The sequence below is a fragment of the Veillonella fallax genome, from assembly GCF_020687175.1.
Taxonomy (GTDB): Bacteria; Bacillota; Negativicutes; order Veillonellales; family Veillonellaceae; genus Veillonella; species Veillonella fallax.
The window spans coordinates 1-24,817 of record NZ_JAJEQD010000008.1; the positions used below are offsets into that span (position 1 = coordinate 1).

Genomic DNA, 24,817 nt, shown 5'->3' on the forward strand with positions numbered 1-24,817 from the left:
GGGTGATTTGCATAACTATGACAAATTATCTTTCAATGATTGGGATTAAAGTACCAACACGTTTTGTCCTATAACCCAATAAAAAAGAACAGCTCATTAAGAGCTGTTCTTTTTATGTTACCAAATCTTAGAAGAAGAAGTGGTGAATTTCATGGATGAAATGTTGACCGAAGAAGGAGATACAACCATGCATAATGATGAAGATCAAGAAGTATTTGAATGCGCTGTTCATGATAACGCTTGCTTCGATTTCATGTTCTAAGTTGTGAGCTTCTTCAGAACCAATTTCTTTGTGGTTTTCTAGGTATGCTTTCAAAGCAGGACCTACGGCACCAATAGAAATCGCGATGGATTGAGGGGACAACATTTTGCCGATACCAGCTGCACCGGAGTTAACTGCTGCCAACCAGAAGCCAAGGTCTTCGAAGTTTGTAGGATCTAAACCTTGAGCTGCAGCGATTTGAAGTGGGCCAAACAATACGTTGGAGTTTGTACCGGAACCAGTTAAGAAGGCACCCAACGCACCTACGATAGGAGCGAATAGAGGATACAAGGAACCTGTACCAGCAACCATTGCTTTCGCAATATCTGCAGTCATACCAGAGTAAGTCATCAATTTAGCTGTCATAACAACTGTGATGATTGTAAGGTATGTGAATTTCAAGTTTTTAACTGTGGAACCCAATGTACCGAAGATTTCGCCAGCTTTTGCTTTTTGGATGAAACCACCAACAATACCAGCGATGAAGATCATGATACCAGGAGTTGCAATCCATACGAATGTGTAAGGTTTTGCACCAGGACCTTGGTAAATAGGTACAGATGTTTTAATGGACGCAAGAGGACCGTTAATTGCAGGGAACAATTTGGAAGTTAATAACAATAATACGAAGATCAAGATGAATGGCATTGCAGCTACAAGGCCTTCGCCACCGGAAACTTTAGGAACTTCGCCAGTTTGTTTAACTGCGTATTCAGGATCATTAGGAGGCATAATTTTTGCACAGATAATGATAACTGCCATGATAACGATGGATGCAGAGATTACGGATAATTCTGGACCCATTACAGCGTTGATTACAGTTTCAGGAACAGCTAATGCTAAACCGGAAAGTAATGTAACAAGGAATACGCCTTTTAACGCTTTAACACCGCCACCAATAATCATAACAACGAAGAATGGTGCGATAAGGTTAAGTAAGAATAATTGTACGGAAATGAATGTACCTAAATGGCTTGGATCAAGGCTTGTTAAGGATGCCAATGTAGTTGTTGGAATACCGATGGAGCCGAATGTTGTAGGTACGGAGTTAGCAACGAGACATGCGATGATAGATTTTAGTGGGTCAAAACCTACTGCAACCATCATAGCAGCTGGAATTGCAACGGCAGTACCAAAGCCAGCCATACCTTCCATGAAGGCACCAAAGCCCCATGCAAGTAACAATGCAAGTACACGAGTATCAGATGTTACAGAGGAAAGCATTGTTTTAATAGTTTCCATTGCTTTCGTATGTACTACCAAGTTATAAACGAAGATAGCAGCTGTAATAACTAATAGGATTGGCCAGATTGCCAAAGCGGCACCTTCAAGGGCACCAGTGACCATAATGAATGGGTCAGATTGGAATGCTGTAATAGCGATGATGAAAGAACCGATTGCAGCAACACTTGTTGCTTGCCATGCAGGTAATTTCAAGATGGATAACGCTACGATCAACCAAATGATTGGAGATAGCGCTAATAGAACGGTGATAGCACTCATTTCTAAAATCATCCTTTCAAGAAAAATAAAAATATATGCTTAACAGGACGATGTAGCTTAATCAATTTAATTGATGAGTAAATCGCTATTGTATTAAGTTGTAAAAGTTCAGTTAAAATAAAAGCTTACAATAAAATAACAGATAAACTTATCATAAAAATTAATATATCTCTTAAAATTTTTTAACCTCATGGTTTTGAGGTTAATGAGATTAAAAAAATATAAGAGAGGGGACATAAACAGTGTTTATGTCCCCTTCTTTACTGACTACATGTCCACGTTAGGGCCTTTGTAAGGTCTTAGGTATTAGTAGTTACCTTTGAACATTGTAGCAGGAGCTTCTGGTACATAATCGCCGAAGTAGGATTTGAAGTCTAAACCTAATTCATTGCAAAGGTCTTGAACTTCAAGCATTGTACCGTTAAGTACAGGGATGCCTTCAGCTTTAACTTTAGCAACAGATTCATGTTCTTTTTCGCCATGAGTGTAGATACGGTCTTGACCTTGAGCTTTAGGAGCTTCACGTAATTCTTGTAAGAATTGGGAGAAGTGTTTTTTGATTTCAGCTGGGTCACCGAAGAATTCAGGGTTGATAGCCATGAAGCCGTGGCAGATGTTGGATTTACCGCCAACCATACATTTGTTGGAAGTACCGCCTTGAGACAAGATGGAGGAGAATAATTCAGCAATCATGCCGTTACCATAACCTTTGTGGCCGCCAAGAACTTCTGTAGCACCACCTAAAGGAAGGATACCGCCGCCTTCATGACGGGAGATGTTGCCCAATACTTCAGCTGCATCAGTGGAAGGAACGCCGTCTTTGTTAACAGCCCAACCATCTGGAGTAGCTTTGCCCATTTTGTTGTACATTTCAAGTTTACCACGAGTTACTACTGTAGTGGAGCAATCGAAGAAGAAGTCAACAGGATCAGCAGGTACAGTCCAAGCGATAGGGTTGGAACCAAGCATAGCTTTACGAGCATATACAGGAACCATGATTGCTTCGGAGTTTGTACAAGAGAAACCGATTAAGCCTTGGTCGGAAGCCATTTTAGCATAGTAACCAGCGATACCATAGTGGTTGGAGTTACGTACGGATACGATACCAACACCGGATTTTTTAGCTTTTTCGATAGCCATTTCCATAGCCATGTGACCCAACAATTGGCCCATGCCGTCATGACCGTCGATAACTGCGGAAATTGGAGTTTCTTTTACGATTTCAGGTTTTGCGTCGATTTTGATCAAGCCATTAGTGATACCTTTGTGGTAACGAACCATACGTTGCATACCATGGCTTTGAATACCGAACAAGTCGGAAGTCAAAAGTACGTCTTGGATGATGTCAGCTTCTTTTTCGGAGAAACCGAATTTTTGGAAAGCGTCCATGCTTAATTTTTTCAATGTTTCATAAGGGAATAACACAGTGTTTTTTGCGTCTGCCATCGTTAAAACCTCTTTTCAGAAAATATGTACCTGATATAGCAACTCCAAATTTAGATATCATGAAATTAAGATGATTTCTTATGAGCTCTATATCCTCTCAAATGACAATGTCAGTATAGCACAGAAAGATGTGAGATTGAATAGTCTTACAGTCTGAAACACATTACTAAATACGCATACGTACCGGTGATGTTTGTCACATATTCCTAGGGCAGTTACTGAAACAACTGATTATACCTAAAACTATATGGTTATGACTTTTAGTTATGATTGCATAATTTTTTTATAGATTTGCAGTATTTTTATAGAGCTTATTAGTATATCTGTTTAGGCTTTGAGTAAGAATGAGAATGGATAAATATCGATAAAACTTGAAATGTTCAGTATTATATATAAAAAATATTGATGAGTATATTAACGTATTGTGATAACTGAATGTATTGTTATGCAATATATGCAGTATTCTTAATCTTTACAAAGTTAGAAAATGTATTAAAGGTTACACTTATACAAAGGATGCTGTAATATAATATAAATATACATCATATAGTTTATATAATTGATAAGCGAGGTGCTTATTTTGAAAGAATACAAATCAGTATGTCCGTATGACTGTCCAGATGCATGTGGTCTAATCGTATCGGTAGAGAATAATAGAGTAGTATCTGTTCGTGGTAACAAAGATCATGCTTTTACAAGAGGTACATTATGCCCTAAGATGGCGCATTATGAACGAGTAGTTCATTCTCCGTTGCGTTTACAGTACCCAATGAAACGGGTTGGCAAGAAAGGTATTGGAGAAGATCAATATGTGCGTATCAGCTGGGATGAGGCATTAGATATCATTGTTAATAATTTTAAAGATACCATTAGTACTTATGGTAGTGAAAGTATTTTACGCTACTCCTATGCCGGCACTATGGGAGTTATTCAAAGCCCAGCAGCAGATTACTTTTTCCGCTGTATTGGGGCGACAGATCAAGACCGTGGGATTTGCTCTCCCGCTAAGCAGGCAGGTTTCCGCGCTGTTTACGGTGATACATTAGCCATTAAACCGCAAGAGGCACAACATAGCGATTTAATTGTTTTATGGGGCATTAATGCGACTGCTACCGATGTTCATATCTTACATGATGTAAATATAGCCAAAAAGAATGGCGCTCGAGTTTGGATTATAGATACTCATAAAACATATACCTTTAATCAAGCTCATGAACATATTTACGTAAAACCTGGTAGTGATGTCGCCTTAGCGTTAGGTATGCTTCATATTATTCATCGAGATGGATTAGCAGATATAGATTTTATTAAGAAACATGTACAAGGTTATGATGAGCTTGTAAACGATGTGTTGCTTGATTTTACACCGGAAAAAGCATCTGAGCTTTGTGGCGTTTCCGTAGAGCGTATGACCGAGTTTGCTCATGCATACGCTAACGCTAAGGCTCCATTTATACGTCTTGGCAGTGGGTTGTCACGCTATGGGAATGGTGCTATGAACTGTCGTGCTATTAATGCATTACCTGCTGTAGTTGGAGCTTGGCAACATTTAGGCGGTGGCTTATTATCGAGTGCTAGTGGTAGTAAGTTTGTGGGCAAAGAAGTGATGCAACAGGCTCATGTGGATGCACCAGCAAAGCGATTGATGCCTATGATTAAACTAGGTGAAATGCTTACAAACCCATCAGGTACAGCTGTGCATAGTCTCTATGTATTCTCTAGTAATCCGGCTATAACAGCACCTGATCAAAATGTAGTGCGAAAAGGCTTGATGAGAGATGATTTATTTACGGTTGTTCATGAACGATTCTTTACCGACACATGTAAATATGCGGATATTATTTTACCGGCCACTACATCTGTAGAACATGATGATATATATAACTCTTATGGGCACTATACCATCGGAACTGGCTATAAATTAATCGATCCTGTTGGTGAATCTCGATCCAATTGGCAAGTGATTTCTGAGCTAGCTAAACGAATGGGGCTTCAAGATGAATTCTTTAACCTTAGTGAACGGGAGTTAATAGAACAAATTGTTCGTACATCTAGTCGTATATCTGAGGTCGATCAAGATGTAATCTTACAAGGTGAACCTGTAGAGATGACATTGCCTGAAAATTATAAATTAGATTTTAAAACGCCATCTGGAAAAATAGAGCTATATAATGCAAATAATGTGGAACCATTAATTCGTTATTTGCCGCCATATGGAGATAATGCACCATTCTGGCTCATCATAGGGAACGATATTCGTATTTTAGATTCTAGCTTCTGTGAACTCGAGTTTGATGATCCTGAGCTTATGAAACTTCGTATCAACCCTGAAGATGCAAAGGTATATAACATTAATGATAGGGATGAAGTGGAAATCTATAATAATCATGGTAGTGTAAAAATTAGAGCTTACTATGATGAAGAGGTACAACGAGGTACATTAGTAACACTTGGTGTGTGGTGGCAATCACAATCTAGTGATCCAAATGTAGCTATCAATGCGCTTACAGCAGATAGACCTACGGATCAAGGTTGGGGTAGCACATTCTATGATGTGCAAGTTCACATTAAAAAGGCGGATGTTTAATTTCCTTTACTTATAGGAATAATATTATGCTGATATATCATAACAAGGATATTTTTATTGCATACATATCCTCATTAGGATTATAATAGTAATATTATTTTTATATATAACCTGAAGGGGGTTACGTTTATGAATGGTAATGATAAATTATCTGCCCGTGCCTATTGGGCTATAGGCATGATGTTATTCGCCCTATTCTTTGGGGCAGGGAACTTGATCTTCCCAGCGGCCTTAGGTCAACATTCTGGTGATAACGTAGGTTGGGCTTTGCTCGGCTTCGTATTAACAGGTGTAGGCCTTCCACTATTAGGTGTTGCAGCGATGGGGTACTCCTCCTGTAAAGATGTTGAAGAGTTAGCGAGCCGTGTTCATCCGATTTATGGCTTGTTGTACACAATTTCTCTTTACTTGAGTATCGGTCCAATGTTTGCGACGCCACGTACTGGTACTGTAGCTTATGAAATTGCAATTAAACCTTTCACAGAAGGTTTAAGCATGAATATGGAACCAATTTTCTTGGCATTATTCTTTGGTGTTTCTTTGTGGTTATCCATTAGTCCACAAAAGCTTGTTAATCGTATCGGTAATATTTTGACACCAGCATTACTACTTGTAATTCTGTTGTTAATTATTAAATCCTTTATGACTCCGCTAGGCGGCTATGCAGTGCCACAACCAGCTTATGGTGATGCACCTACAGCTGTGTTGCAAGGTTTCTTGGACGGCTATAATACGATGGATGCGTTGGCTTCCGTAGTATTTGCTATTCTTGTAATCGACTTTGTACGTCTTAGCGGCGCTACATCTCGTGCGGTTATTACAAAAACAGTAATGGAAGTAGGCGCTATTGCTGTAGGTCTTCTCGGTATTGTTTATGTATTTATCGCTAACATTGGTGCTACTAGTGTTGAACGCTTTGGTTTGTTTGATACAGGTGCTCCTGTGTTGTCCGTAAGTGCTAACTACTTGTTCGGTGAATTCGGTCAAATTATCTTGGCTATCATCGTTCTTCTAGCTTGCTTGTCTACAAGTATCGGTCTTATCACTTCTTGTGGTACGTACTTCCACAAGTTGACACCGAAGATTAGCTATAAATTATATGTAGTAATCTTCTCCGTAGCAGCATTTGGTCTTAGCATGTTCGGTTTGAAAACAATCATCAGTGCAGCGATTCCAGTGTTGATGCTCTTGTATCCGTTAACGATTGTAATCATCTTGTTGGCACTTCTTCACAATGTGTTCGGTGGTCGTCGTTGCGTATACGCATGGACAATGGCTTTCACAATGATCTCTGCTCTTATGACTGGTCTTGAAACGGCAGGTATTGCACCTGCTGCATTGGAACAGCTCTTTACTCAATACATTCCATTCCAGGCTGCTGGGATGGGCTGGGTGAGCTTTGCGGTATTAGGCTTCGTTGTAGGTCTTATCCATAAAGGTCTTGTGTCCGAAAATAAATAATATCATTAATGGTTCTATACTTTCGTTTTGGGTGAAAGTATAGAACCTTTTTAGTGTCTTAAGGGTTGTCATATAAAATTGATTTTGTGAGTAGAAGTTTCTATAATAAGAAATATAGATAATGAAAGAAGGAAGGAAGATTTTATGCGTAGTACTCATTGTTTACCTAGTTATAGTTTTGGCGGTCATGAGGTGTTTGACGCTATTCCCAAATTTACAAAATTATATGGTAAGTCTGTAGCTATCATCGGTGGTGAGACAGCTCTTTCTAAAGCTTTGCCACACATTCGTCCAGTGCTTGATAAAGCAGGGATTAAAGTGCTAGATATTATTCACTTTGGTGGAGAGTGTACTTTCGCTCGAGGTAAGGAAATTGCACAAATGGCTTCTGTAAAAGATGCGGACTTTATGTTTGCTGTTGGTGGCGGTAAGGCCATGGATACGGTAAAAGTAGTAGCTCTAGAGTTAGATGATAAACCATTCTTTACAATTCCGACCATTGCCTCTACTTGTGCTGCAACGTCAGAAGTAGCAGCTGTATACACTGCAGAGCATACTTTTGATGACGTAGCCTTTGTAAATCATCCTCCTGTGCACTGCTTTATTGATGCTGATATTCTCGTAGAAGCACCAAGCCGTTACTTGTGGGCGGGAATGGGAGATACTATTGCAAAACACTATGAAACTCATCTTTCTGCTCGCAATCGTGAGCAAGATTATAATACTCAGTTAGGCCTTACTCTAGCTTCTATGTGTAGTGAACCAATTTTAGCACATGGTATACAAGCCTATAAAGACAGTCAAGCTAAAAAACGTAGTGATGCATTTGATACCATTGCTATGACTGTTATCTTTACTACCGGTATTGTATCGGGTTGTGTTCCTATGGCATATAATAGTAATATGGCTCATGCTGTATGTTATGGCTGTGTTACTAATAAAGAAACAGAAGAAAACCATTTGCATGGTGAAATGGTAGCATATGGCTTACTTATTTTGTTAACCGTTGACCAACAAATGGATGAATTACAACGGTGGTTGCCAATATACCGCGAATTAGGTTGGCCTACTAAACTTTCACAGTTAGGTCTTACTGCATCGCATATTCCTCAAATTGTTGAAAAGGCTACATCTGTTCATGATATTGATGTATCTCCGTACAAAATTACTGCAGATATGTTGACTAAGGCTATTCAATATATGGAATCTCTTGATTAATATAATTTGTAACCGTTTGTGTATGTTATGTGATGAGGTTATAAATGCGAAAAATTGTAAAGGGTGGCTTATATCGTCATTTTAAAGGCATGTACTATTATGTGTTAGATGTTGCAACTCATTCGGAAACGAGTGAACAGTTCGTAGTGTATCAAAAATTATATGATCAACGTGACTTATATGTACGACCACTAGATATGTTTTTGAGTGATGTGGATCAAGAAAAATATCCTGATGTAGAACAAAAAGAACGGTTTAAGCTAATGAGCGGACGTGATTAGGAGGGCCTGTGGAACAGAAGTTTTTCTTTTTCGATATCGATAATACATTAGCTGTATGGCCAGAAGGTAAAATCCCTGACAGTGCTCAATATAGCTTAGATGAATTAAAACGCCGTGGCCATCGGGTAGCACTAGCGACAGGCCGTATCCAAGTAGATGCAAAGCGCTTTGCGGAACAAGCGGGGCTTACAGATTTTGTAGCAGATGGCGGTCATAGTGTGACCGTTAATAATGAATTAGTATCCATGATAGGTATGGATCGTGATGCGTGTATAAAGTATTTGGAGTACCTAGAATCCCACAATATTCCTTGGGCTGTAACAGATCGGAATAAATTAGGACGAATTACGCCGTATAAAGAAATTTTAGATTGGCATCCGAATTGGGATGTATTTAAAACGACAGTAGACCCTAATTTTGACTTTCATAGTGTAGAAGAATTTTACAAGATTTATGTGTTCTTCAAAGAAGGGGAAGAAGAGGAGAAAGAAATTGAGCATATGACACACAAGCTCATCCGTTATGGCGATGGCTGTGTTTTATATGAACCAATGGAAAAAGCCTTAGGCATTCGCAATATGCTGGATTATTTTGGCATGAAGCCTAATCAAGCTGTTGTCTTTGGCGATGGGTATAACGACTTATCTATGTTTAGACCGGAATGGCTTAACATTGCTATGGGGAATGCACGACCTGAATTAAAAGAAAAAGCTGATTATATCACTACTGCCTGTGATAAGGACGGCATCTATAATGCGTGTAAGCATTTCAAGTGGATTGATTGAGTTCTAATGTCCTCATTGTAGACTAAAAAATTGAACAATTTGATGGTAAATAATAACTAATATATAACTGAAAGTATAAGGTTATATAAATTGGTAAATTTAATAATTATTTAAACCAAATTTTCTCTAAAACATGATATACTAAAAAAGAGCCGCTCACGGGTTGAGCGGCTTTTCTATGTGAATTTTACATACATGTTAGTATAAACAATATATTGGGGGAACTATGAACTGGAAACGCTTGGCTTTATGCGCAATGTTGGGGATTACAATGCTTGGTACAGCAGCTTGTGGCACAAAAAGTGGGGAGCAACCACAAGGTAATACTGTAAAGGCAGAATCTGTAACCATGCCTAATTTCTCTAATGCGCCAATTGCTGATGAGTATGCTATTTTTGATACAAATTATGGTCAATTCAAAGTTCGTTTGCTAGGCTCTAAAGCGCCTATTACTGTAAAAAACTTTGATTACCTAGTGAAAAAAGGTTTCTATAATGGTGTTACATTCCATCGCGTTATCGAAGGCTTTATGATTCAAGGCGGAGATCCAGATGGTACAGGTGCTGGCGGTCCAGGCTATACAATTCCTGATGAGTTCTCCAATGATTTACACTTCAATAAAATGGGCGTTCTTGCCATGGCAAACCGTGGCCCTAATACAGGTGGCTCTCAGTTCTTTATTACATTGGGACCTACAGATTGGTTAGATAACAAACACACTATCTTTGGTACCGTAGTACAAGGTATGGATGTAGTTGAAAAAATTGGCAAAGTAAAAACTGGTCGCAATGATAAACCAGTAGAGCCAGTAATCATCAATACTATTACGTTGGAACCGATTACTGATGATGCAAAAAATGGCAAATAAGGAGGCCAAGTCTGAAGAGCGACACTATGTGTATTTAGTGCGTTGTGCAGATGATTCTTTGTATTGTGGGTGGACTACCGATCTTAAGCGCCGTATGGAGGCTCATAATGGACATGTTCCAGGCGGTGCGAAATATACTCGCGGGCGACGTCCTGTTACGTTGGTATATTCTGAAAGCTTTCACAATAAACAGGATGCACAACGTAGAGAATATGCCATAAAACAGATGACAAAGACTAAGAAATTGCAACTCATTGAGGGTGCAAAATAGTCCTTGATTATGGTATAATATGATGATTAATTACTGCCATGGAGGTTACGAAATGAAGCGGGTTCTAGTGTCCGTAAAAAGTGTACAACGAGATATGGACGGCAAGGATACCGTAGTGGAGCTGATTTCCCCTGGTACGTCACATAAAAAGGGTAATACACAGTATGTGCGTTACGAAGAATCTAGTGTGACGGGCATGGATGGGGTTAAGACGACCATTAAAATCCATGATGACTCTATTGTATTGCTTCGAACAGGGGCTGTGAATATGCGTCATCAATATGTCCGTGGTGAAGAGCGCGAATCCGTGTATGAAACACCGTATGGTGATTTACACATGGCCGTGAACACTCATGAATTAACAGTAGACTTTCACGAAGGCGTAGGTCATGTTCATTTAGGATATGACATTTCCGTCGAAGGTGAATGGCAATTTTATAATCAGTTAGATATAGACGTGCGGGAGGATACAGAGCATGGAAATGAAGGAAATCCTGAAATCGGGGATTGAACAGGCATTACAAGATACGATTAACAGCGGTGGCTTACCAGCTGGGGAATATCCAGAAATCGTTCTCGAAGTGCCACCTCAAAAAGAATTCGGTGATTTTTCTACAAATATCGCTATGCAATCCGCTCGTGTAGCTCGTCAAAACCCTCGTGCTATTGCAGAGGCTTTGATTAGCCATATGAATTTTGATTGGCTCGAACGCGCTGAGGTTGCTGGTGCAGGTTTCATCAACTTCTTCTTGAAATCTGATATGGTATACGATACGTTGAAAGCTATTTTAAATGCTGGCGATCAGTATGGTGTTCAACCATTGCGTGCACGCGATACGATTCAAGTAGAGTACGTAAGTGCGAACCCAACAGGTCCGTTACATGTCGGCCATGGTCGTGGTGCTGCGTATGGTAGTGCACTTGTAAACTTGTTGCGTGCAGCAGGTTACAATGTACAATCCGAGTACTACATCAATGATGCGGGTAACCAAATCGATAATATGGCTATCTCCATTGAATACCGTTTCCAAGAGTTGCAAGGTGCTACATTAGTGTTCCCACCTAAACGCAACGAAGATGGTTCCATGCCTGAATTCGATATTCCAGAAGGGGCTCTCGTATTCCCTGAAAATGGTTACCGTGGTCCTGATATCATTGAGACTGCAAAAGCTATTGCAGAACGAGAAGGCTTCGATAAATTAAATGCAATGAACGAAGCTGATCGTGTAGCATTGTTTAAAGAAGAGGGCTTAAAAGAAAAATTAGCTCGCTTAGAGGAAACATTAAGCAATTTCCGTGTTACTTTCGATAATTGGTTCTCTGAACGTACTGTTCATGAAGCTGATGAAATTCATCACTCCGTAGAGGCCTTAAAGGCTCTTGGTAAAGTGTATGAAAAAGACGGTGCTTTGTGGTTGAAATCCACTGACTATGGCGACGATAAAGACCGCGTAGTTATCCGTGATAATGGAGTTCCTACATATTTGGCGGCGGATATCGCATATCACCGCAATAAATATGATCGTGGCTTCAAAGAAATGATCGATATTTGGGGCGCTGACCATCATGGTTATGTATGCCGTGTAAAAGCTGCTATGGCTGCTTTTGGTTATGACCCAGATAAATTAACAGTATTGTTATTACAAATGGTAGCATTGTTCCGTGATGGACAACTCGTTAAATTATCCAAACGTAGCGGCGACAGCGTTACATTAGATGAATTGATTGAAGAGGTTGGCGTAGATGCATCTCGTTACTTCTTCTTGATGCGTTCTCTAGATAGCCAACTTGATTTCGATATTAACTTGGCTAAATCTCGCAGCAATGATAACCCAGTGTATTATATCCAATATGCTCATGCTCGTATTCACAGCATTTACAACCAAGTGCGTGAAGCTGGCATCGCATTTGGCGATTATAGTGAAACTGATTTCACAACGCTTACAAGCGAAATGGAATTAGAATTAATTAAGAAATTAGCTGAATATCCAGAAGAGGTAGTTCAATCTGCCGAACATCGTGCACCACATCGTATTGCTCGTTACTTATACGATTTGGCAAGCATGTTCCATTCCTTCTACCGTCAAGGTCGTATCATTGGCGTAGATCCAGCGTTGCAACAAGCTCGTCTAGGATTAATCACAGCGATTGCCCTTGTACTTCGTCAAGGCTTGGGTATTTTAGGTATTTCCGCTCCGGAAAAAATGTAATAGGTGGGAGGCATCATGGCAACTAAGTATATTTTCGTAACTGGCGGCGTTGTTTCTTCTCTTGGTAAAGGGATTACAGCAGCATCCTTGGGTCGCTTGCTCAAAAACCGCGGTTTCAATGTAACGATTCAAAAATTTGACCCATACATTAATATCGACCCTGGTACGATGAGCCCTTACCAACATGGTGAAGTATTCGTAACAGATGACGGTGCTGAAACTGACCTTGATTTGGGCCACTATGAACGCTTCATCGATATTAACCTTAGCAAACGTTCCAACATTACAGCTGGTAAAGTGTACTGGTCTGTAATTAATAAAGAACGTAAAGGTGATTACTTGGGCAGCACTGTACAAGTAATTCCACACATTACAAACGAAATCAAACAAAACGTATACCGCGTAGGTAAAGAGGATAATGCTGATGTAGTTATCACTGAAATCGGCGGTACTGTAGGTGATATTGAAAGCTTGCCATTTATGGAAGCTATCCGCCAAGTGAAAAAAGAAGTAGGCCGTAACGATGTACTTTATATTCACGTAACATTGGTTCCTTACATCAATGCTGCAGGGGAATTAAAAACTAAACCTACACAACATAGTGTAAAAGAATTGCGCAGCATTGGTATTCAACCAGATATCTTGGTATGCCGTAGCGAAAAACACATTTCTGATGAAATGAAAGAAAAACTTGCTTTGTTCTGCGACGTAGAACCAGAAGCAGTTATTGAAAACCAAACTTGCAGCTCTATCTATGAAGTGCCATTGATGATGCAAGACCAAGGTCTTGATGACATTGTTATCAAAAAATTGGGTCTTGAAGAACGCCCTTGCGATATGACTGAATGGAAAGAAATGGTTCATAAAATCTTGAATCCAAGCAAAGACATTACAGTTGCCATCGTTGGTAAATATGTAGCATTGCATGATGCGTATTTATCCGTAGTGGAAGCATTAGATCATGCAGGTATCGCTACAGGTACTAAAGTTAACCTTCGCTGGATTGACTCTGAAGAACTTGATGATACATCTGTAGACCCTAAAGAAGTATATGAAGGTGTTGATGGTATCGTTGTACCTGGTGGTTTCGGTTCTCGTGGTGTAGAAGGTAAAATCCGTACAATCCAATACGCTCGTGAAAACAATGTTCCATTCCTCGGTTTATGCCTTGGTATGCAATCTGCTGTAATGGAATTTGCTCGTAACGTATGCGGTATGGAAGGTGCTACATCTAGCGAATTCGACGAAAACGCTAAATATAAAGTAATCGACTTGATGAGTGATCAAGTTGATGTAGATAAAAAAGGCGGTACAATGCGTCTTGGTATCTATCCATGTAAAGTGGAAGCCGGTACAAAAACTCATGAAGCTTATGGTAAAGATTTGATTTATGAACGTCATCGTCATCGTTATGAGTTCAACAATGAATATCGTCAACAATTGACTGATGCTGGCCTTGTTATCTCCGGTACATCTCCAGATGGTCGTTTAGTGGAAAGTATCGAAGTGAAGAACCATCCATTCTTTATTGGTACACAAGCTCACCCAGAACTTAAATCCCGTCCAAATAATGCGCATCCATTATTCCGTGGCTTCGTGGACGCAATTTTGGAACTTAAAAAATAGAGAACAAAAATGGGATCCATTTTATCTATTATAGGTATCTTTATATTAGCTGCTCTCAAACTAGAGCAGTTTGTATATGGTAAATCAGGTAAAGAACAATCTACGACGGGGCATATAGCACGCCGAGGTGTTGCTAATCTAGCAGGACTAATAGCCTTTGATCATGCTATAAGTAGTAAATCTGTTGTAGTACGTAAAAAGAAGAAAGATGCTCAGAAATGAGCATCTTTCTTCTTTTTTTATTTATATCGAAAAAAGCTGGAAAAATATATCGATAAATCTAAAAATAACACTTGCAATATTGAATGATATTTGTTATTATATAGACAAAGATAGATATAGATTTGGTGATAAGTACACCGATAATAATATAACTGTTACATTTGAACTCAATGAAGGAGGACATAACATGTCTATTATTGGTAAAAAACTTCCTGAATTTACTCTAGATGCTTTCAAAAAACCTGAATTAGTAAAAGTTAGTACTGCAGATGTATTGGGCAAATGGTCCATCTTCGTATTCTATCCAGCAGACTTCACATTCGTTTGCCCTACAGAATTAGAAGACGTACAAAACTCTTATGCAGAGTTGAAAGAACTAGGTTGCGAAGTTTACTCCGTATCTTGTGACTCTGAATTCGTTCACAAAGCATGGTCCGATGCTTCTCCAAGCATTAATAAAATCGAGTACTACATGTTAGCGGATAAAAAACATGAATTAGCTGACTTCTTCGATGTATTCCAAGAAGAATCCGCTATGGCTTACCGTGGTACATTCGTAGTAGATCCTGAAGGTTTCGTTCGCACAGCTGAAATCCATGACATGGGTATCGGCCGTTCTGCTGAAGAATTGGTTCGTAAAGTACAAGCGGCTCAATTCGTAGCAAAACACGGTGACCAAGTGTGCCCTGCACGTTGGAAACCAGGTAAAGACACATTGAAACCAGGTCTTGATCTCGTAGGTAAAATCTAATTTAGAAATAACCTAAAACGCTAGAATAATCTAGACAACTCCTCAAATGACAAAACGGGCGCGCATCGTTTTCCTGACGATACGGTAAGTCCCAATACCAGATGAACCCTCTCCAATTCATCATGGTAAACCTCATATAACAAACTACAAACTATACGCAAAAGGACTGGCCTTCGGGCTGGTCCTTTTGTGTTATATACCTATTTTTATATACTTAGAATTGTGTATTGATTTTAATCTATTTAGAGGTAATAGATTAGAAAAAGCTTTTCTAGAAATAAAATAAAATATTGTATAAAGCTTGTATTTTAAAGGTTTTTCAATATCCCTTTATGAAAGTAGGAAATAAGTTCTTGCATTTTTGAATTTAGTAGTCTATAATGAAATTAATTCCTAGTGATACACAAGGTTTTATAAATAAAGTAGGATAAGTGCTTTATAACATGGGGTGTGTTAGCACTAACTTTTACAAAGAGAGGCAAGATATATGAGGATTTCCACAAAAGGTCGCTATGCATTGATGGTTCTCATCGATTTAGCAGAGCAGGGTCAAGATAAACCGGTTTCCTTGCGATCCGTTGCAGAACGACAAGGTATATCTGAGAAATACCTTGAGGGGATTGTGGCTCGTTTGGGTGCCGCTAACCTAGTGGATAGTATTCGTGGCAAATACGGAGGCTATCGCTTATCTAAAAGCCCTAAAGAGTACACTATTATTGAAATTTTGCTTGCCACGGAAGAGTCCATGGCTATCATCTCTACTCTTGATGAAGGGGTGAGTACTGATACAGTAATTAACGAACGTACTGTTGGTTTCTGGGCAGGATTACAAAACTATATTCATGATTATTTAGAGAACGTAACTCTTCAAGATGTAATTGATGGAACTTACGCTAAGCTTGATACAAAATATGATAATTGGGATGGTTCTATTTAATAAGGAGTAACTATTATGTCTAATATTGCAAAATCTTTCGTCGAATTAATTGGTAAAACACCTTTATTGGCAGCTACACGTTTTGGTAAAAAATACGGTGCAGATGCTAATATCTTCGCTAAATTGGAATACTTCAACCCAGGTGGTTCTGTAAAAGACCGTATCGCTGCTGCTATCATTCAAGCGGCTGTTGAATCTGGTGAATTACAACCAGGTGGTACAATCGTAGAAGCAACATCTGGTAACACTGGTATCGGTTTGTCCGCTGTTGGTGCTGCTCTTGGTTATAAAGTAGTTATCGTAATGCCAGAAACAATGTCCATCGAACGTCGCAAATTGATGCTCGGTTATGGTGCTCAACTTGTATTGACTGATGGTTCTCTTGGTATGAAAGGTGCCATTGCAAAAGCTAAAGAAATCGTAACAGCTACTGCTGGTGCCATCGAAGCAGGCCAATTCGTAAACCAAGCAAACCCAGCAATTCACTACAAAACAACTGGTCCTGAAATCTGGCAAGATACTGATGGTACAGTAGACATCTATGTAGCTGGTGTTGGTACAGGTGGTACTTTGACTGGTGCAGGTCGTTATTTAAAAGAACAAAACCCTGGCGTAAAAGTTGTAGCTGTTGAACCAACTGATTCCCCAGTATTGTCCAATGGTAAACCAGGCCCTCATAAAATCCAAGGCTTAGGTGCTGGCTTTATTCCAGATACTTTAGATACTTCTATCTATGATGAAGTAATCCAAGTAACTAATGATGATGCATTTGCTACATCTCAAGCATTTGGTCATACAGAAGGTATCCTAGTTGGTATCTCCTCTGGTGCTGCTCTTTGGGCTGCTCAAGAATTGGCTAAACGCCCTGAAAATAAAGGTAAAAACATTGTAGTAATTCTTCCTGATACAGGTGAACGCTACTTGTCTACAGCTTTATTCCCTGAAGTGTAATAGCATATGATTGGTGAAAGTAGATAAATTGCTTTCCTCATATAAGGAAGCCCCTCGTTAGAGGGGTTTTTCTTGTTTACTTATAATTTTCTATAAGAAAAAGGAGCTACTAGGTAGCTCCTTTCTTGTTATGGTATGTATTTAATTTTGATTATCTACCGTTTTTAACGATATTGTCCATCCAGTTGAATAATTCATCTAAATCGTAATCGCCAGAATGATCTACACCAAATGGTGTTGACATATCTACGTTGTACCCAAGATTTTGAGCACGTGCACCTACGATCAATGGAATAGCAACGGATGTATTGCTGTCAGCTGTACCATAGCGGATACGATAGTAGTGTGCATTTGTCGCTGCTGGAGAACCGAGATAGTTCATTGGGTTCATCATAGTAACGATTTTCGCATTTTCTACGTATACATCTTGGTTAGGTGTTGTATCGTGTAATGAAGCAGTAATTGTAAAGTGATTATTATCTGTAGTACTTGTACCGAATAGACTATTTTCGCCAGAGTCATTAGAACGAGAGTCGAATGCACCTGGTGCTTTAGAACGGCTTACAAATTGGTTGTAAGCTTCCCAGTTAATGTCTTTGATTGCACCTGTTTTGCCATCTCGCACAAGGTATGTATGTTTAGATAAATCAGTACCTTTAGCTTGTGCTTTATTAGCCGCATCAATGATGAACGCTTTCACATAATTTTTGAAAGTACCATTGCCATTCTTATCTAGTTTCAACACACGACCCATAGCATCACGCAATTGTAAATTGTTTACGTATTCAGGGAAGTGTTCACTAAGTAAGTTGGAGTATGCTACATCATCAGCATTCAAGTTCACACGTTGCATTGTGCGTTGTGGAGGTGCTGTGTTACCACCTACATTGGCTTGAGGCAATTCACCTTGGCCCATTGTTACTTTATTGAAAGATGTAATACCTTTATAGCTCCATTCATACGCCATATCAGCCGCATCAAGGTTTGTAATAGGTGCATAGGCAGAAACTGCATATACATTGGTAGCTGCTGTAGCAGCACCTAATGCTTGTAAATATGGTTGGAAGTCGGAGTTATTACCAGTAGCACCTTGTAACAAGGATACGGCACCACCAGCACTTGTACCATTTGTGATAATGCGGTTTGCATTACCTGGCATTGTGGAGTCGTTAGCATGTAAGTATGCTGTGGCAGCTTGTAAGTCAACGATTACAGCTGGAGCTTTACCGATGAAGTTGCCATCGGATGCTTTGTTTGTACGACCACGTGTAGCTGGGGAAGCTACTACATAACCACGAGATAATGCGTAAAGAACACTGTTAGGTTTGCCATTCTCAACTTTAGGTGTCATAGCTTGGCTTGGCATGTAACCACCTACTGCATTTGGCATGAAGATAGGGGCTGTTTGTGTATTGTAACCATTTACAGTGCCATTATTAAAGTATTCTTCTGGTACATAGATATTCATGTACTGTTGATCGATATCGATAGGATTAGCCACGTAAGGGATATATTCGAAGGCACGATATTTGATTTCCTTATTATCTACAGTAGTAGACATGGACTCATAATTTTTCGCATCGAATGCAAGGCTAATTTTTGCAGAAGAATCAGCTTGTAATGGTGGTTCCATTGGTTGAGATAAAATATTTTTCTCTTCTGTTACAGCAGAACCCTTTGTGGAAGCTTCATTTCGAGCATCTACATAGGATTGAGGTAACTTGCTTTCTTGAGCCTTGGCAGTAGCCTCTGCTTCGGCTTTAGCTTTTGCCGTAGCCTCAGCTTCAGCCTTAGCTTTTGCTTCAGCCTCGGCTTGAGCTTTAGCAGCAGCTTCGGCTTTAGCTTTTGCTTCTGCTTCTGCCTCAGCTTGAGCCTTAGCAGCAGCTTCAGCTTCTTCTTTTGCTAATTGTTCGGCAGCTAAACGTTCTTGCTCTTCTTTGATAGCAGCTTGTCTTGCCATTTCTGCTTGTTGAGCAGCAATACGATCTTGTTCAGCCTTTAAAGCAGCTTGGCGTTGAGCTTCAGCTTGCTCAGCAGCGATACGATCTTGCTCAGCCTTTAAAGCAGCTTGGCGTTGAGCCTCAGCTTGTTCAGCAGCGATACGCTCTTGTTCCGCTTTTAGAGCCGCTTGGCGCTCAGCTTCAGCTTTAGCAGCAGCTTCTGCACGTTGACGAGCAGCTTCTTCCGCAGCGATACGTTCTTGTTCCGCTTTTAAAGCTGCTTGACGTTGGGCTTCAGCCTGTTGAGCAGCGATACGTTCTTGCTCAGCCTTTAGAGCCGCTTGACGTTGAGCTTCGGCTTGCTCCGCAGCAATACGTTCTTGCTCAGCTTGTAAAGCAGCTTGACGTTGAGCTTCAGCTTGCTCAGCAGCAATACGATCTTGTTCCGCTTTTAAAGCAGCTTGACGTTGAGCTTCAGCTTGCTCAGCAGCGATACGATCTTGTTCCGCTTTTAAAGCTGCTTGACGTTGAGCCTCAGCTTGCTCAGCAGCGATACGATCTTGCTCAGCTTTTAAAGCAGCTTGACGTTGAGCCTCAGCTTGTTGAGCTGCTAAGCGTTGCTGTTCAGCTTGGATAGCCGCTTGGCGTTGAGCTTCAGCTTGCTCAGCAGCGATACGCTCTTGCTCAGCTTTTAAAGCAGCCTGGCGTTGAGCTTCAGCCTGTTGAGCCGCTAACCGTTGTTGTTCCGCTTGTTGTTGCGCTGCAATACGGCGTTGTTCTTCTTGGATACGAAGACGTTCTTGTTCTGCTGCTTGACGTTGAGCTTCTGCGATACGAGCTTGTTCAGCTTGCTCAGCAGCAATACGTTCTTGCTCAGCTCTTAGAGCTGCTTGGCGTTGAGCCTCAGCTTGTTGAGCAGCCAAACGTTGTTGTTCCGCTTGCATAGCAGCTTGACGTTGAGCTTCAGCTTGTTGAGCTGCTAAACGTTGTTGTTCGGCTTGTTGTTGTGCTAAGCGTTGCTGTTCTGTCTGCATAGCCATTTGACGTTGTTGCTCTGCTAGAATAGCCGCTTGGCGTTGAGCTTCAGCTTGCTTTTGCGCAACCATTTGCTGATCAACTTGATTTGCACCTGATTGTTGTGCTGCTTCTTCGGCTGCTAGTTGAGCTAATCGTTCACGCTCTGCACGTTGAATATCTCGAATAGTTAATCTTTGTTTGGCTACAACGGCTTTAGTTTGAGTTGTATTAGCAATCACTAAAGGTGTTGTAGATTCTTGTTGGACCATTACAGGCGTACGTACCACTTGCGTCGTTTGTACTTGTTGTTTGCCATCAACTTGTTTTTGTACTGTAACAGGTTCTGTTTTACGTTGTACATTCATCAAGCTGTGCATAGCCAATGTTGGTTCCATTACAGAATTAGTTTGTTTATTAACAACATATTGTGGCTGTGAAACGGCTCTTTGTTGATCTGATAAAGCTTTTGCTATATCGTTTACCGGTACTGGACGTACACGGGGAATTAAAGGTGTTACCTTTGGAGCCGCTTGTGTGGTAGCACTTGGTTGCATAACTTGTTGTGCTTGTGTAGGAACCATTTGAGGTGGTGCTACGCGAACCGGAGCCATTGGTTGTGCCTGTACAGGTCTTACGGCTGCTTGTTGTGGTGCAACAACTATTGGTTGTGTAGTTGAAGGGGTAGGCTGAGTAGCCATAGGTCGCACGACTGGGGTTGCTACATTTGTAGTACCTTGCGTCGTTGATTCAGTGGTAGTGTTCGAACCTACCAAATCATTCATGTTGAGGGTAGGGGCTGCGTGGGCAACACCACCCAACGCTGCAGCTGCAAAAAATGCAGCGGTAACCTTACGTTTCCTAGATGATTTCATGAATTACTCTCCGAACTAGATTTCAAATAATAATTTATAATTTTAAAATTTATTTATATTTATATAGTTTAACATAAATCGATATATTTGTACAATTTATGAAAATATAGATGAATACTGGATGGGTGTAAAGAAGATGAGATTAGGAAAATATAAATAAATTTAAAGTGCATAGAATATTACATATTGCTTCTAATGATTTGAAGTAGTTTTTTATTATATGTACATATTTCCATAAAATATGATATGCTTTTGGTAATTTAATTGACTTTTAATTATAAAGGAGAGAGTATGTTTAGAAAATTTTTGCTAGCCTGTACGGTATTAGCTACTTTCACTATACAGACACAAGCCATATCGATTAATGAGTTAAATAGTTCACCTCAGTTTAAAAAGGTATATCAAAAAACCGATTCCTATCAAGGTACTTATCCAAAGGATAGGCTAATAAACTATTTAAACACTTACTCTGTAGAATCACTAGAATACGCAGCACCACATTATAAAATAAAAGGTACTTTTTATACAGTTTATACATATACTCGTGGTACATTTATTACTGAATATGAAGTAACGGCCACATATAATACTAATTATTCACTAGGTTCTTTAATACACGCTAGTCAAGTGGTACAGCCATCCCCATCTATGTATGCGGTTATAAAGGCAGCACAAGATGATTCTGGCATACAGATTGATTTACGAGAGGTGAAGCGATTTAATGGGGATGGTACTGAGGTTAGTAGTACAGTTCCTTTAGTGCACCAATTACGACCTTTGGATCGTAGTCGTTCCGATCGAGATCTTTTTGCTATAGCAGATGCCATGTTTGTCGTTGCATATCAGCAGCATTTTGATGATATTGTCGTGAAATGAGGTGCCATATGAAACGTTTCTTATTTTTTATGGCCATCTTATGCGTATGGTGTGTGTTTTTTAATTCTGTGAAAGCCGTTTCTAATGTGGAATTACAAGATACGAGTCGTTTTGAACATATTATATCTAAAGGTGATACTGGTGGTGGAGATGGTAAATACATTGAGTTGAGTACAGTCAAAGATGTGTCCACAAGTACCAGTACCAAAAGTATAGAGACTAAGATTTATGTTGTATTGCCTTCGTCTAATTTGATTCGAGAATACACAATTCATTATGACTATAACTTAAATTATTCTTTTGCGAATTTAGTCGTAAGAATGCCAGAGTTTAAACAACAATTTCCGGATTTCTATTTAGGTGAAATATGGAATATAAAAATGGATGATTCTGGAATTGTTGGTACTGTTAAGGCTCAACAGGAATACACGTTGCATGGTGAAAGAAAACCTACACAACCAGGTTATAAAGGATATGAGCATGTAACCTTCTTAACACCTACAGACTTTGATTTTGAAAGCTATCACGTTGCAAATCGTGTTTTCAAGAAAGTATTTGGCGTATTTTATGATGATGTAATCCAATAATTTATAGTGCTTAATCTTATAAGTTATAATGATGTAATCCGATAGTGTTACATAAGAAAAGGACTAGAACTCTAGGAGTTCTAGTCCTTTTACTATATGTACTTATTTAGCCTATGTACGTTTTTGCTATATGTACTAGTATTATACTAGCTTTCACCATTATTTTTTTAGGCTCGGTTTTAATAGTGCCAAGATGATACAAGCCACAACGGAGCCAATTGCAATGGATGCAAGGTAAAGAAGTGGGTTACCGATTGTTGAAACTACGAAGATACCGCCGTGTGGAGCGCGGAGTGTGCATTCGAAGAACATGGACAACGCACCAGCTGTACCAGCACCGATGATGCAAGCTGGCAATACGCGAACTGGATCGGCAGCTGCAAATGGGATAGCGCCTTCTGTGATGAAGGAAAGACCCATGATGTAGTTTGTGATACCAGATTTACGTTCAGCCTCTGTGAATCGGCTAGGGAAGAATGTAGTACAAAGAGCGATTGCCAATGGTGGAACCATACCGCCTGCCATTACAGCCGCCATAATACCATATTCACCAGTCGCAAGAGCACCTGTACCGATAACGTAAGCAGCCTTATTTACAGGACCACCCATATCAACGGACATCATAGCACCAAAGATGAGGCCTAACAATACGCGGCTAGTAGTGCCCATAGATTGTAAGGAGTCCATTAACCAGTGGTTAAGTGCAGATACAGGAGGGTTGATTACGAAGGTAATAGCGAGACCGATGAACAATACACCGAGTACAGGATAGAAGAGAACTGGTTTTGTACCTTCTAATGCTTGAGGCAAACCAGATACTAATTTCTTAACTAATAATACTAAATAACCTGCTGCAAAGCCGGCAATCAATGCACCAAGGAAACCAGAGCCACCTTGGTTAGCTAATAAGCCACCAACGAAACCAGCTACAAGACCTGGGCGGTCAGCAATACTCATAGCGATGTAACCAGCTAATACTGGTAACATGAAGCCGAAGGATGCACCGCCAATTTGCATTAAGAAGCCAGATAAAGGTGTACCGGAACCGAAGTTTTTAGGGTTTGCAGGATCAAATGTATCGAATAAGAATGCAAGGGCAATCAAGATACCGCCACCGATAACGAATGGCAACATGTGAGATACACCGTTCATCAAGTGTTTGTAGATTTGACGGCCTACACTGTCAGATGCGCTAGCAGCGATTTCAGCGGATTCACGGTCAGCAGCAGATGCGTGGTATACAGGTGCTGTACCAGCTGTAGCTTCACGCAATAATTCCTCTGCTTTGTTGATGCCGTTAGCTACCTTTGTTTGAATCATAGGCTTGCCATCAAAGCGAGCCATTTCTACTTGGCGGTCAGAAGCGACGATGATACATTTTGCATGTTCAATTTCTTCTGCTGTAAGCGCATCTTTTACGCCAGATGCACCGTTCTTTTCTACTTTTAAGGAAATGCCCATTTCTTTAGCTTTGCGCTCTAAGGACTCAGCAGCCATGTAGGTGTGCGCGATGCCTGTAGGACACCCCGTAACGGCTAATACTTCATAGTGAGGGTTATCTACAGAAATCTTAGGAGCCACCTTTTCGATAGCTTCTGTAGCTTTTTCTTCAATAGTATCAGTGATGCTTGGTGCTTCTTGAGTTTCAGGTTGTTTAATAAAGCCTTCTACAGATGGATCAAAGTTGCCGTCTTCTTTAGCCGTGATAAGCTCTAAGAAGCGGTCTACAGTACCTGCTTGAATTAAAGCGTTTTTGAAGTCTGGGTCAATGACCATAGTTGCTAGTTTACTCAATACCTCTACATGGGTATCGGCAGCGCCTTCTGGAGCAGCAATCATGAAGAATAAGCGAGATGGCTGACCGTCGAGTGCTTCGAAATCAACACCATTAGGCACGACCATAGCGGCAAGGCCGGCTTCTTTTACACCTGTAGATTTAGCATGTGGTGTAGCAATACCATCGCCAAGGCCTGTAGAACCAGATTCTTCACGAGCGAAAACAGCTTTTAAGTATTCTGCTTTATCAGATAAGTTGCCGCCTTTTTCCATTAATTCACCTAAGGTGTAAATGGCATCGGCCTTACTTACTGGATCTGCATTCAGCAGAATGGATTGAGGTTTTAATAAATCAGTGATTTTCATATGT

The 24,817-nt window shown here is 40.1% G+C and carries 20 protein-coding genes; 16 read left to right on the plus strand and 4 right to left on the minus strand.

Going from position 1 to position 24,817, the window contains the following annotated elements:
- Positions 1-127 precede the first annotated feature (127 nt).
- Both LKD20_RS05015 and LKD20_RS05020 read right to left on the minus strand, forming a co-directional pair.
- Positions 128-1,765 carry an L-lactate permease gene (locus LKD20_RS05015; protein WP_227721066.1) on the minus strand — a complete coding sequence of 546 codons (1,638 nt, stop codon included), beginning with the start codon at positions 1,763-1,765 and terminating at the stop codon, positions 128-130.
- Positions 1,766-2,071: 306 nt separating this feature from the next.
- Positions 2,072-3,211 carry an Ldh family oxidoreductase gene (locus LKD20_RS05020; RefSeq protein WP_005385319.1) on the minus strand — a complete coding sequence of 380 codons (1,140 nt, stop codon included), beginning with the start codon at positions 3,209-3,211 and terminating at the stop codon, positions 2,072-2,074.
- Between the two features lie 580 nt (positions 3,212-3,791).
- On the opposite strand from LKD20_RS05020, the gene LKD20_RS05025 reads away from it, so the two are divergent.
- The 14 genes from LKD20_RS05025 to cysK all read left to right on the plus strand — a co-directional run bounded on the left by LKD20_RS05025 (position 3,792) and on the right by cysK (position 17,379).
- A complete protein-coding gene (locus LKD20_RS05025; protein ID WP_227721067.1) occupies positions 3,792-5,798 on the plus strand; it encodes a molybdopterin-containing oxidoreductase family protein in 2,007 nt (668 codons plus the stop codon).
- A gap of 129 nt (positions 5,799-5,927) precedes the next feature.
- Positions 5,928-7,259: a branched-chain amino acid transport system II carrier protein gene (gene brnQ / locus LKD20_RS05030; protein ID WP_119207057.1), complete on the plus strand. Its 1,332-nt coding sequence runs from the start codon at positions 5,928-5,930 to the stop codon at positions 7,257-7,259.
- A 144-nt stretch (positions 7,260-7,403) separates the two neighbouring features.
- Positions 7,404-8,477 (plus strand): iron-containing alcohol dehydrogenase family protein, encoded by a 1,074-nt coding sequence (locus LKD20_RS05035; RefSeq protein ID WP_060924408.1) that lies wholly within the window; start codon positions 7,404-7,406, stop codon positions 8,475-8,477.
- Positions 8,478-8,521: 44 nt separating this feature from the next.
- Entirely contained in the window at positions 8,522-8,758 is a 237-nt protein-coding gene (locus LKD20_RS05040; protein WP_005385326.1) for a DUF1653 domain-containing protein, read from the plus strand.
- Between the two features lie 8 nt (positions 8,759-8,766).
- Positions 8,767-9,543: an HAD family hydrolase gene (locus LKD20_RS05045; RefSeq protein ID WP_227721068.1), complete on the plus strand. Its 777-nt coding sequence runs from the start codon at positions 8,767-8,769 to the stop codon at positions 9,541-9,543.
- A 226-nt stretch (positions 9,544-9,769) separates the two neighbouring features.
- A complete protein-coding gene (locus LKD20_RS05050) occupies positions 9,770-10,411 on the plus strand; it encodes a peptidylprolyl isomerase (RefSeq protein ID WP_105089769.1) in 642 nt (213 codons plus the stop codon).
- A complete protein-coding gene (locus LKD20_RS05055; protein ID WP_227721069.1) occupies positions 10,401-10,682 on the plus strand; it encodes a GIY-YIG nuclease family protein in 282 nt (93 codons plus the stop codon). The genes LKD20_RS05050 and LKD20_RS05055 overlap by 11 nt, the downstream gene beginning before the upstream one ends.
- 52 nt (positions 10,683-10,734) lie before the next feature.
- Positions 10,735-11,193: a YwiB family protein gene (locus tag LKD20_RS05060; RefSeq protein WP_227721070.1), complete on the plus strand. Its 459-nt coding sequence runs from the start codon at positions 10,735-10,737 to the stop codon at positions 11,191-11,193.
- Positions 11,159-12,892, plus strand: a complete 1,734-nt coding sequence (gene argS / locus LKD20_RS05065; RefSeq protein ID WP_227721071.1) for an arginine--tRNA ligase — start codon at positions 11,159-11,161, stop codon at positions 12,890-12,892. Before LKD20_RS05060 ends, argS begins: the two co-directional genes overlap by 35 nt.
- A gap of 15 nt (positions 12,893-12,907) precedes the next feature.
- Positions 12,908-14,518, plus strand: a complete 1,611-nt coding sequence (gene pyrG, locus LKD20_RS05070) for a CTP synthase (protein WP_227721072.1) — start codon at positions 12,908-12,910, stop codon at positions 14,516-14,518.
- Between the two features lie 9 nt (positions 14,519-14,527).
- Positions 14,528-14,740, plus strand: a complete 213-nt coding sequence (locus tag LKD20_RS05075) for a hypothetical protein (RefSeq protein WP_227721073.1) — start codon at positions 14,528-14,530, stop codon at positions 14,738-14,740.
- Between the two features lie 187 nt (positions 14,741-14,927).
- On the plus strand, positions 14,928-15,491 hold the full coding sequence (gene ahpC, locus LKD20_RS05080) for an alkyl hydroperoxide reductase subunit C (RefSeq protein WP_105089763.1): 564 nt from the start codon (positions 14,928-14,930) through the stop codon (positions 15,489-15,491).
- Positions 15,492-15,978: 487 nt separating this feature from the next.
- Complete coding sequence (locus LKD20_RS05085; RefSeq protein ID WP_004698292.1) at positions 15,979-16,428, plus strand: RrF2 family transcriptional regulator; 450 nt, start codon at positions 15,979-15,981, stop codon at positions 16,426-16,428.
- A 15-nt stretch (positions 16,429-16,443) separates the two neighbouring features.
- Positions 16,444-17,379 (plus strand): cysteine synthase A, encoded by a 936-nt coding sequence (gene cysK, locus LKD20_RS05090; RefSeq protein ID WP_227721074.1) that lies wholly within the window; start codon positions 16,444-16,446, stop codon positions 17,377-17,379.
- Between the two features lie 151 nt (positions 17,380-17,530).
- On the opposite strand, the gene LKD20_RS05095 is transcribed toward cysK, so the two are convergent.
- Positions 17,531-21,208 carry a subtype B tannase gene (locus LKD20_RS05095; protein WP_227721075.1) on the minus strand — a complete coding sequence of 1,226 codons (3,678 nt, stop codon included), beginning with the start codon at positions 21,206-21,208 and terminating at the stop codon, positions 17,531-17,533.
- A 291-nt stretch (positions 21,209-21,499) separates the two neighbouring features.
- Between LKD20_RS05095 and LKD20_RS05100 the strand changes: the two genes are divergently transcribed.
- Together LKD20_RS05100 and LKD20_RS05105 are read left to right on the plus strand one after the other, a co-directional pair.
- Positions 21,500-22,084 (plus strand): hypothetical protein, encoded by a 585-nt coding sequence (locus LKD20_RS05100; protein WP_227721076.1) that lies wholly within the window; start codon positions 21,500-21,502, stop codon positions 22,082-22,084.
- An 8-nt stretch (positions 22,085-22,092) separates the two neighbouring features.
- Positions 22,093-22,671 (plus strand): hypothetical protein, encoded by a 579-nt coding sequence (locus tag LKD20_RS05105; RefSeq protein ID WP_227721077.1) that lies wholly within the window; start codon positions 22,093-22,095, stop codon positions 22,669-22,671.
- A 159-nt stretch (positions 22,672-22,830) separates the two neighbouring features.
- Here LKD20_RS05105 and LKD20_RS05110 read toward each other — a convergent pair whose 3' ends face one another.
- Positions 22,831-24,813, minus strand: coding sequence for a PTS fructose transporter subunit IIABC (locus LKD20_RS05110; RefSeq protein WP_227721078.1), 1,983 nt, complete (start codon positions 24,811-24,813; stop codon positions 22,831-22,833).
- Positions 24,814-24,817: the final 4 nt, after the last annotated feature.

Bases quoted from the DNA above. Each gene is read 5' to 3' on its own strand.
- LKD20_RS05015 (WP_227721066.1), bottom strand. From the start codon at position 1,765: ATGAGTGCTATCACCGTTCTATTAGCGCTATCTCCAATCATTTGGTTG.
- LKD20_RS05020 (WP_005385319.1), bottom strand. From the start codon at position 3,211: ATGGCAGACGCAAAAAACACTGTGTTATTCCCTTATGAAACATTGAAA.
- brnQ (WP_119207057.1), top strand. From the start codon at position 5,928: ATGAATGGTAATGATAAATTATCTGCCCGTGCCTATTGGGCTATAGGC.
- LKD20_RS05035 (WP_060924408.1), top strand. From the start codon at position 7,404: ATGCGTAGTACTCATTGTTTACCTAGTTATAGTTTTGGCGGTCATGAG.
- LKD20_RS05040 (WP_005385326.1), top strand. From the start codon at position 8,522: ATGCGAAAAATTGTAAAGGGTGGCTTATATCGTCATTTTAAAGGCATG.
- LKD20_RS05050 (WP_105089769.1), top strand. From the start codon at position 9,770: ATGAACTGGAAACGCTTGGCTTTATGCGCAATGTTGGGGATTACAATG.
- LKD20_RS05055 (WP_227721069.1), top strand. From the start codon at position 10,401: ATGGCAAATAAGGAGGCCAAGTCTGAAGAGCGACACTATGTGTATTTA.
- LKD20_RS05060 (WP_227721070.1), top strand. From the start codon at position 10,735: ATGAAGCGGGTTCTAGTGTCCGTAAAAAGTGTACAACGAGATATGGAC.
- argS (WP_227721071.1), top strand. From the start codon at position 11,159: ATGGAAATGAAGGAAATCCTGAAATCGGGGATTGAACAGGCATTACAA.
- pyrG (WP_227721072.1), top strand. From the start codon at position 12,908: ATGGCAACTAAGTATATTTTCGTAACTGGCGGCGTTGTTTCTTCTCTT.
- LKD20_RS05075 (WP_227721073.1), top strand. From the start codon at position 14,528: ATGGGATCCATTTTATCTATTATAGGTATCTTTATATTAGCTGCTCTC.
- ahpC (WP_105089763.1), top strand. From the start codon at position 14,928: ATGTCTATTATTGGTAAAAAACTTCCTGAATTTACTCTAGATGCTTTC.
- LKD20_RS05085 (WP_004698292.1), top strand. From the start codon at position 15,979: ATGAGGATTTCCACAAAAGGTCGCTATGCATTGATGGTTCTCATCGAT.
- cysK (WP_227721074.1), top strand. From the start codon at position 16,444: ATGTCTAATATTGCAAAATCTTTCGTCGAATTAATTGGTAAAACACCT.
- LKD20_RS05095 (WP_227721075.1), bottom strand. From the start codon at position 21,208: ATGAAATCATCTAGGAAACGTAAGGTTACCGCTGCATTTTTTGCAGCT.
- LKD20_RS05100 (WP_227721076.1), top strand. From the start codon at position 21,500: ATGTTTAGAAAATTTTTGCTAGCCTGTACGGTATTAGCTACTTTCACT.
- LKD20_RS05105 (WP_227721077.1), top strand. From the start codon at position 22,093: ATGAAACGTTTCTTATTTTTTATGGCCATCTTATGCGTATGGTGTGTG.
- LKD20_RS05110 (WP_227721078.1), bottom strand. From the start codon at position 24,813: ATGAAAATCACTGATTTATTAAAACCTCAATCCATTCTGCTGAATGCA.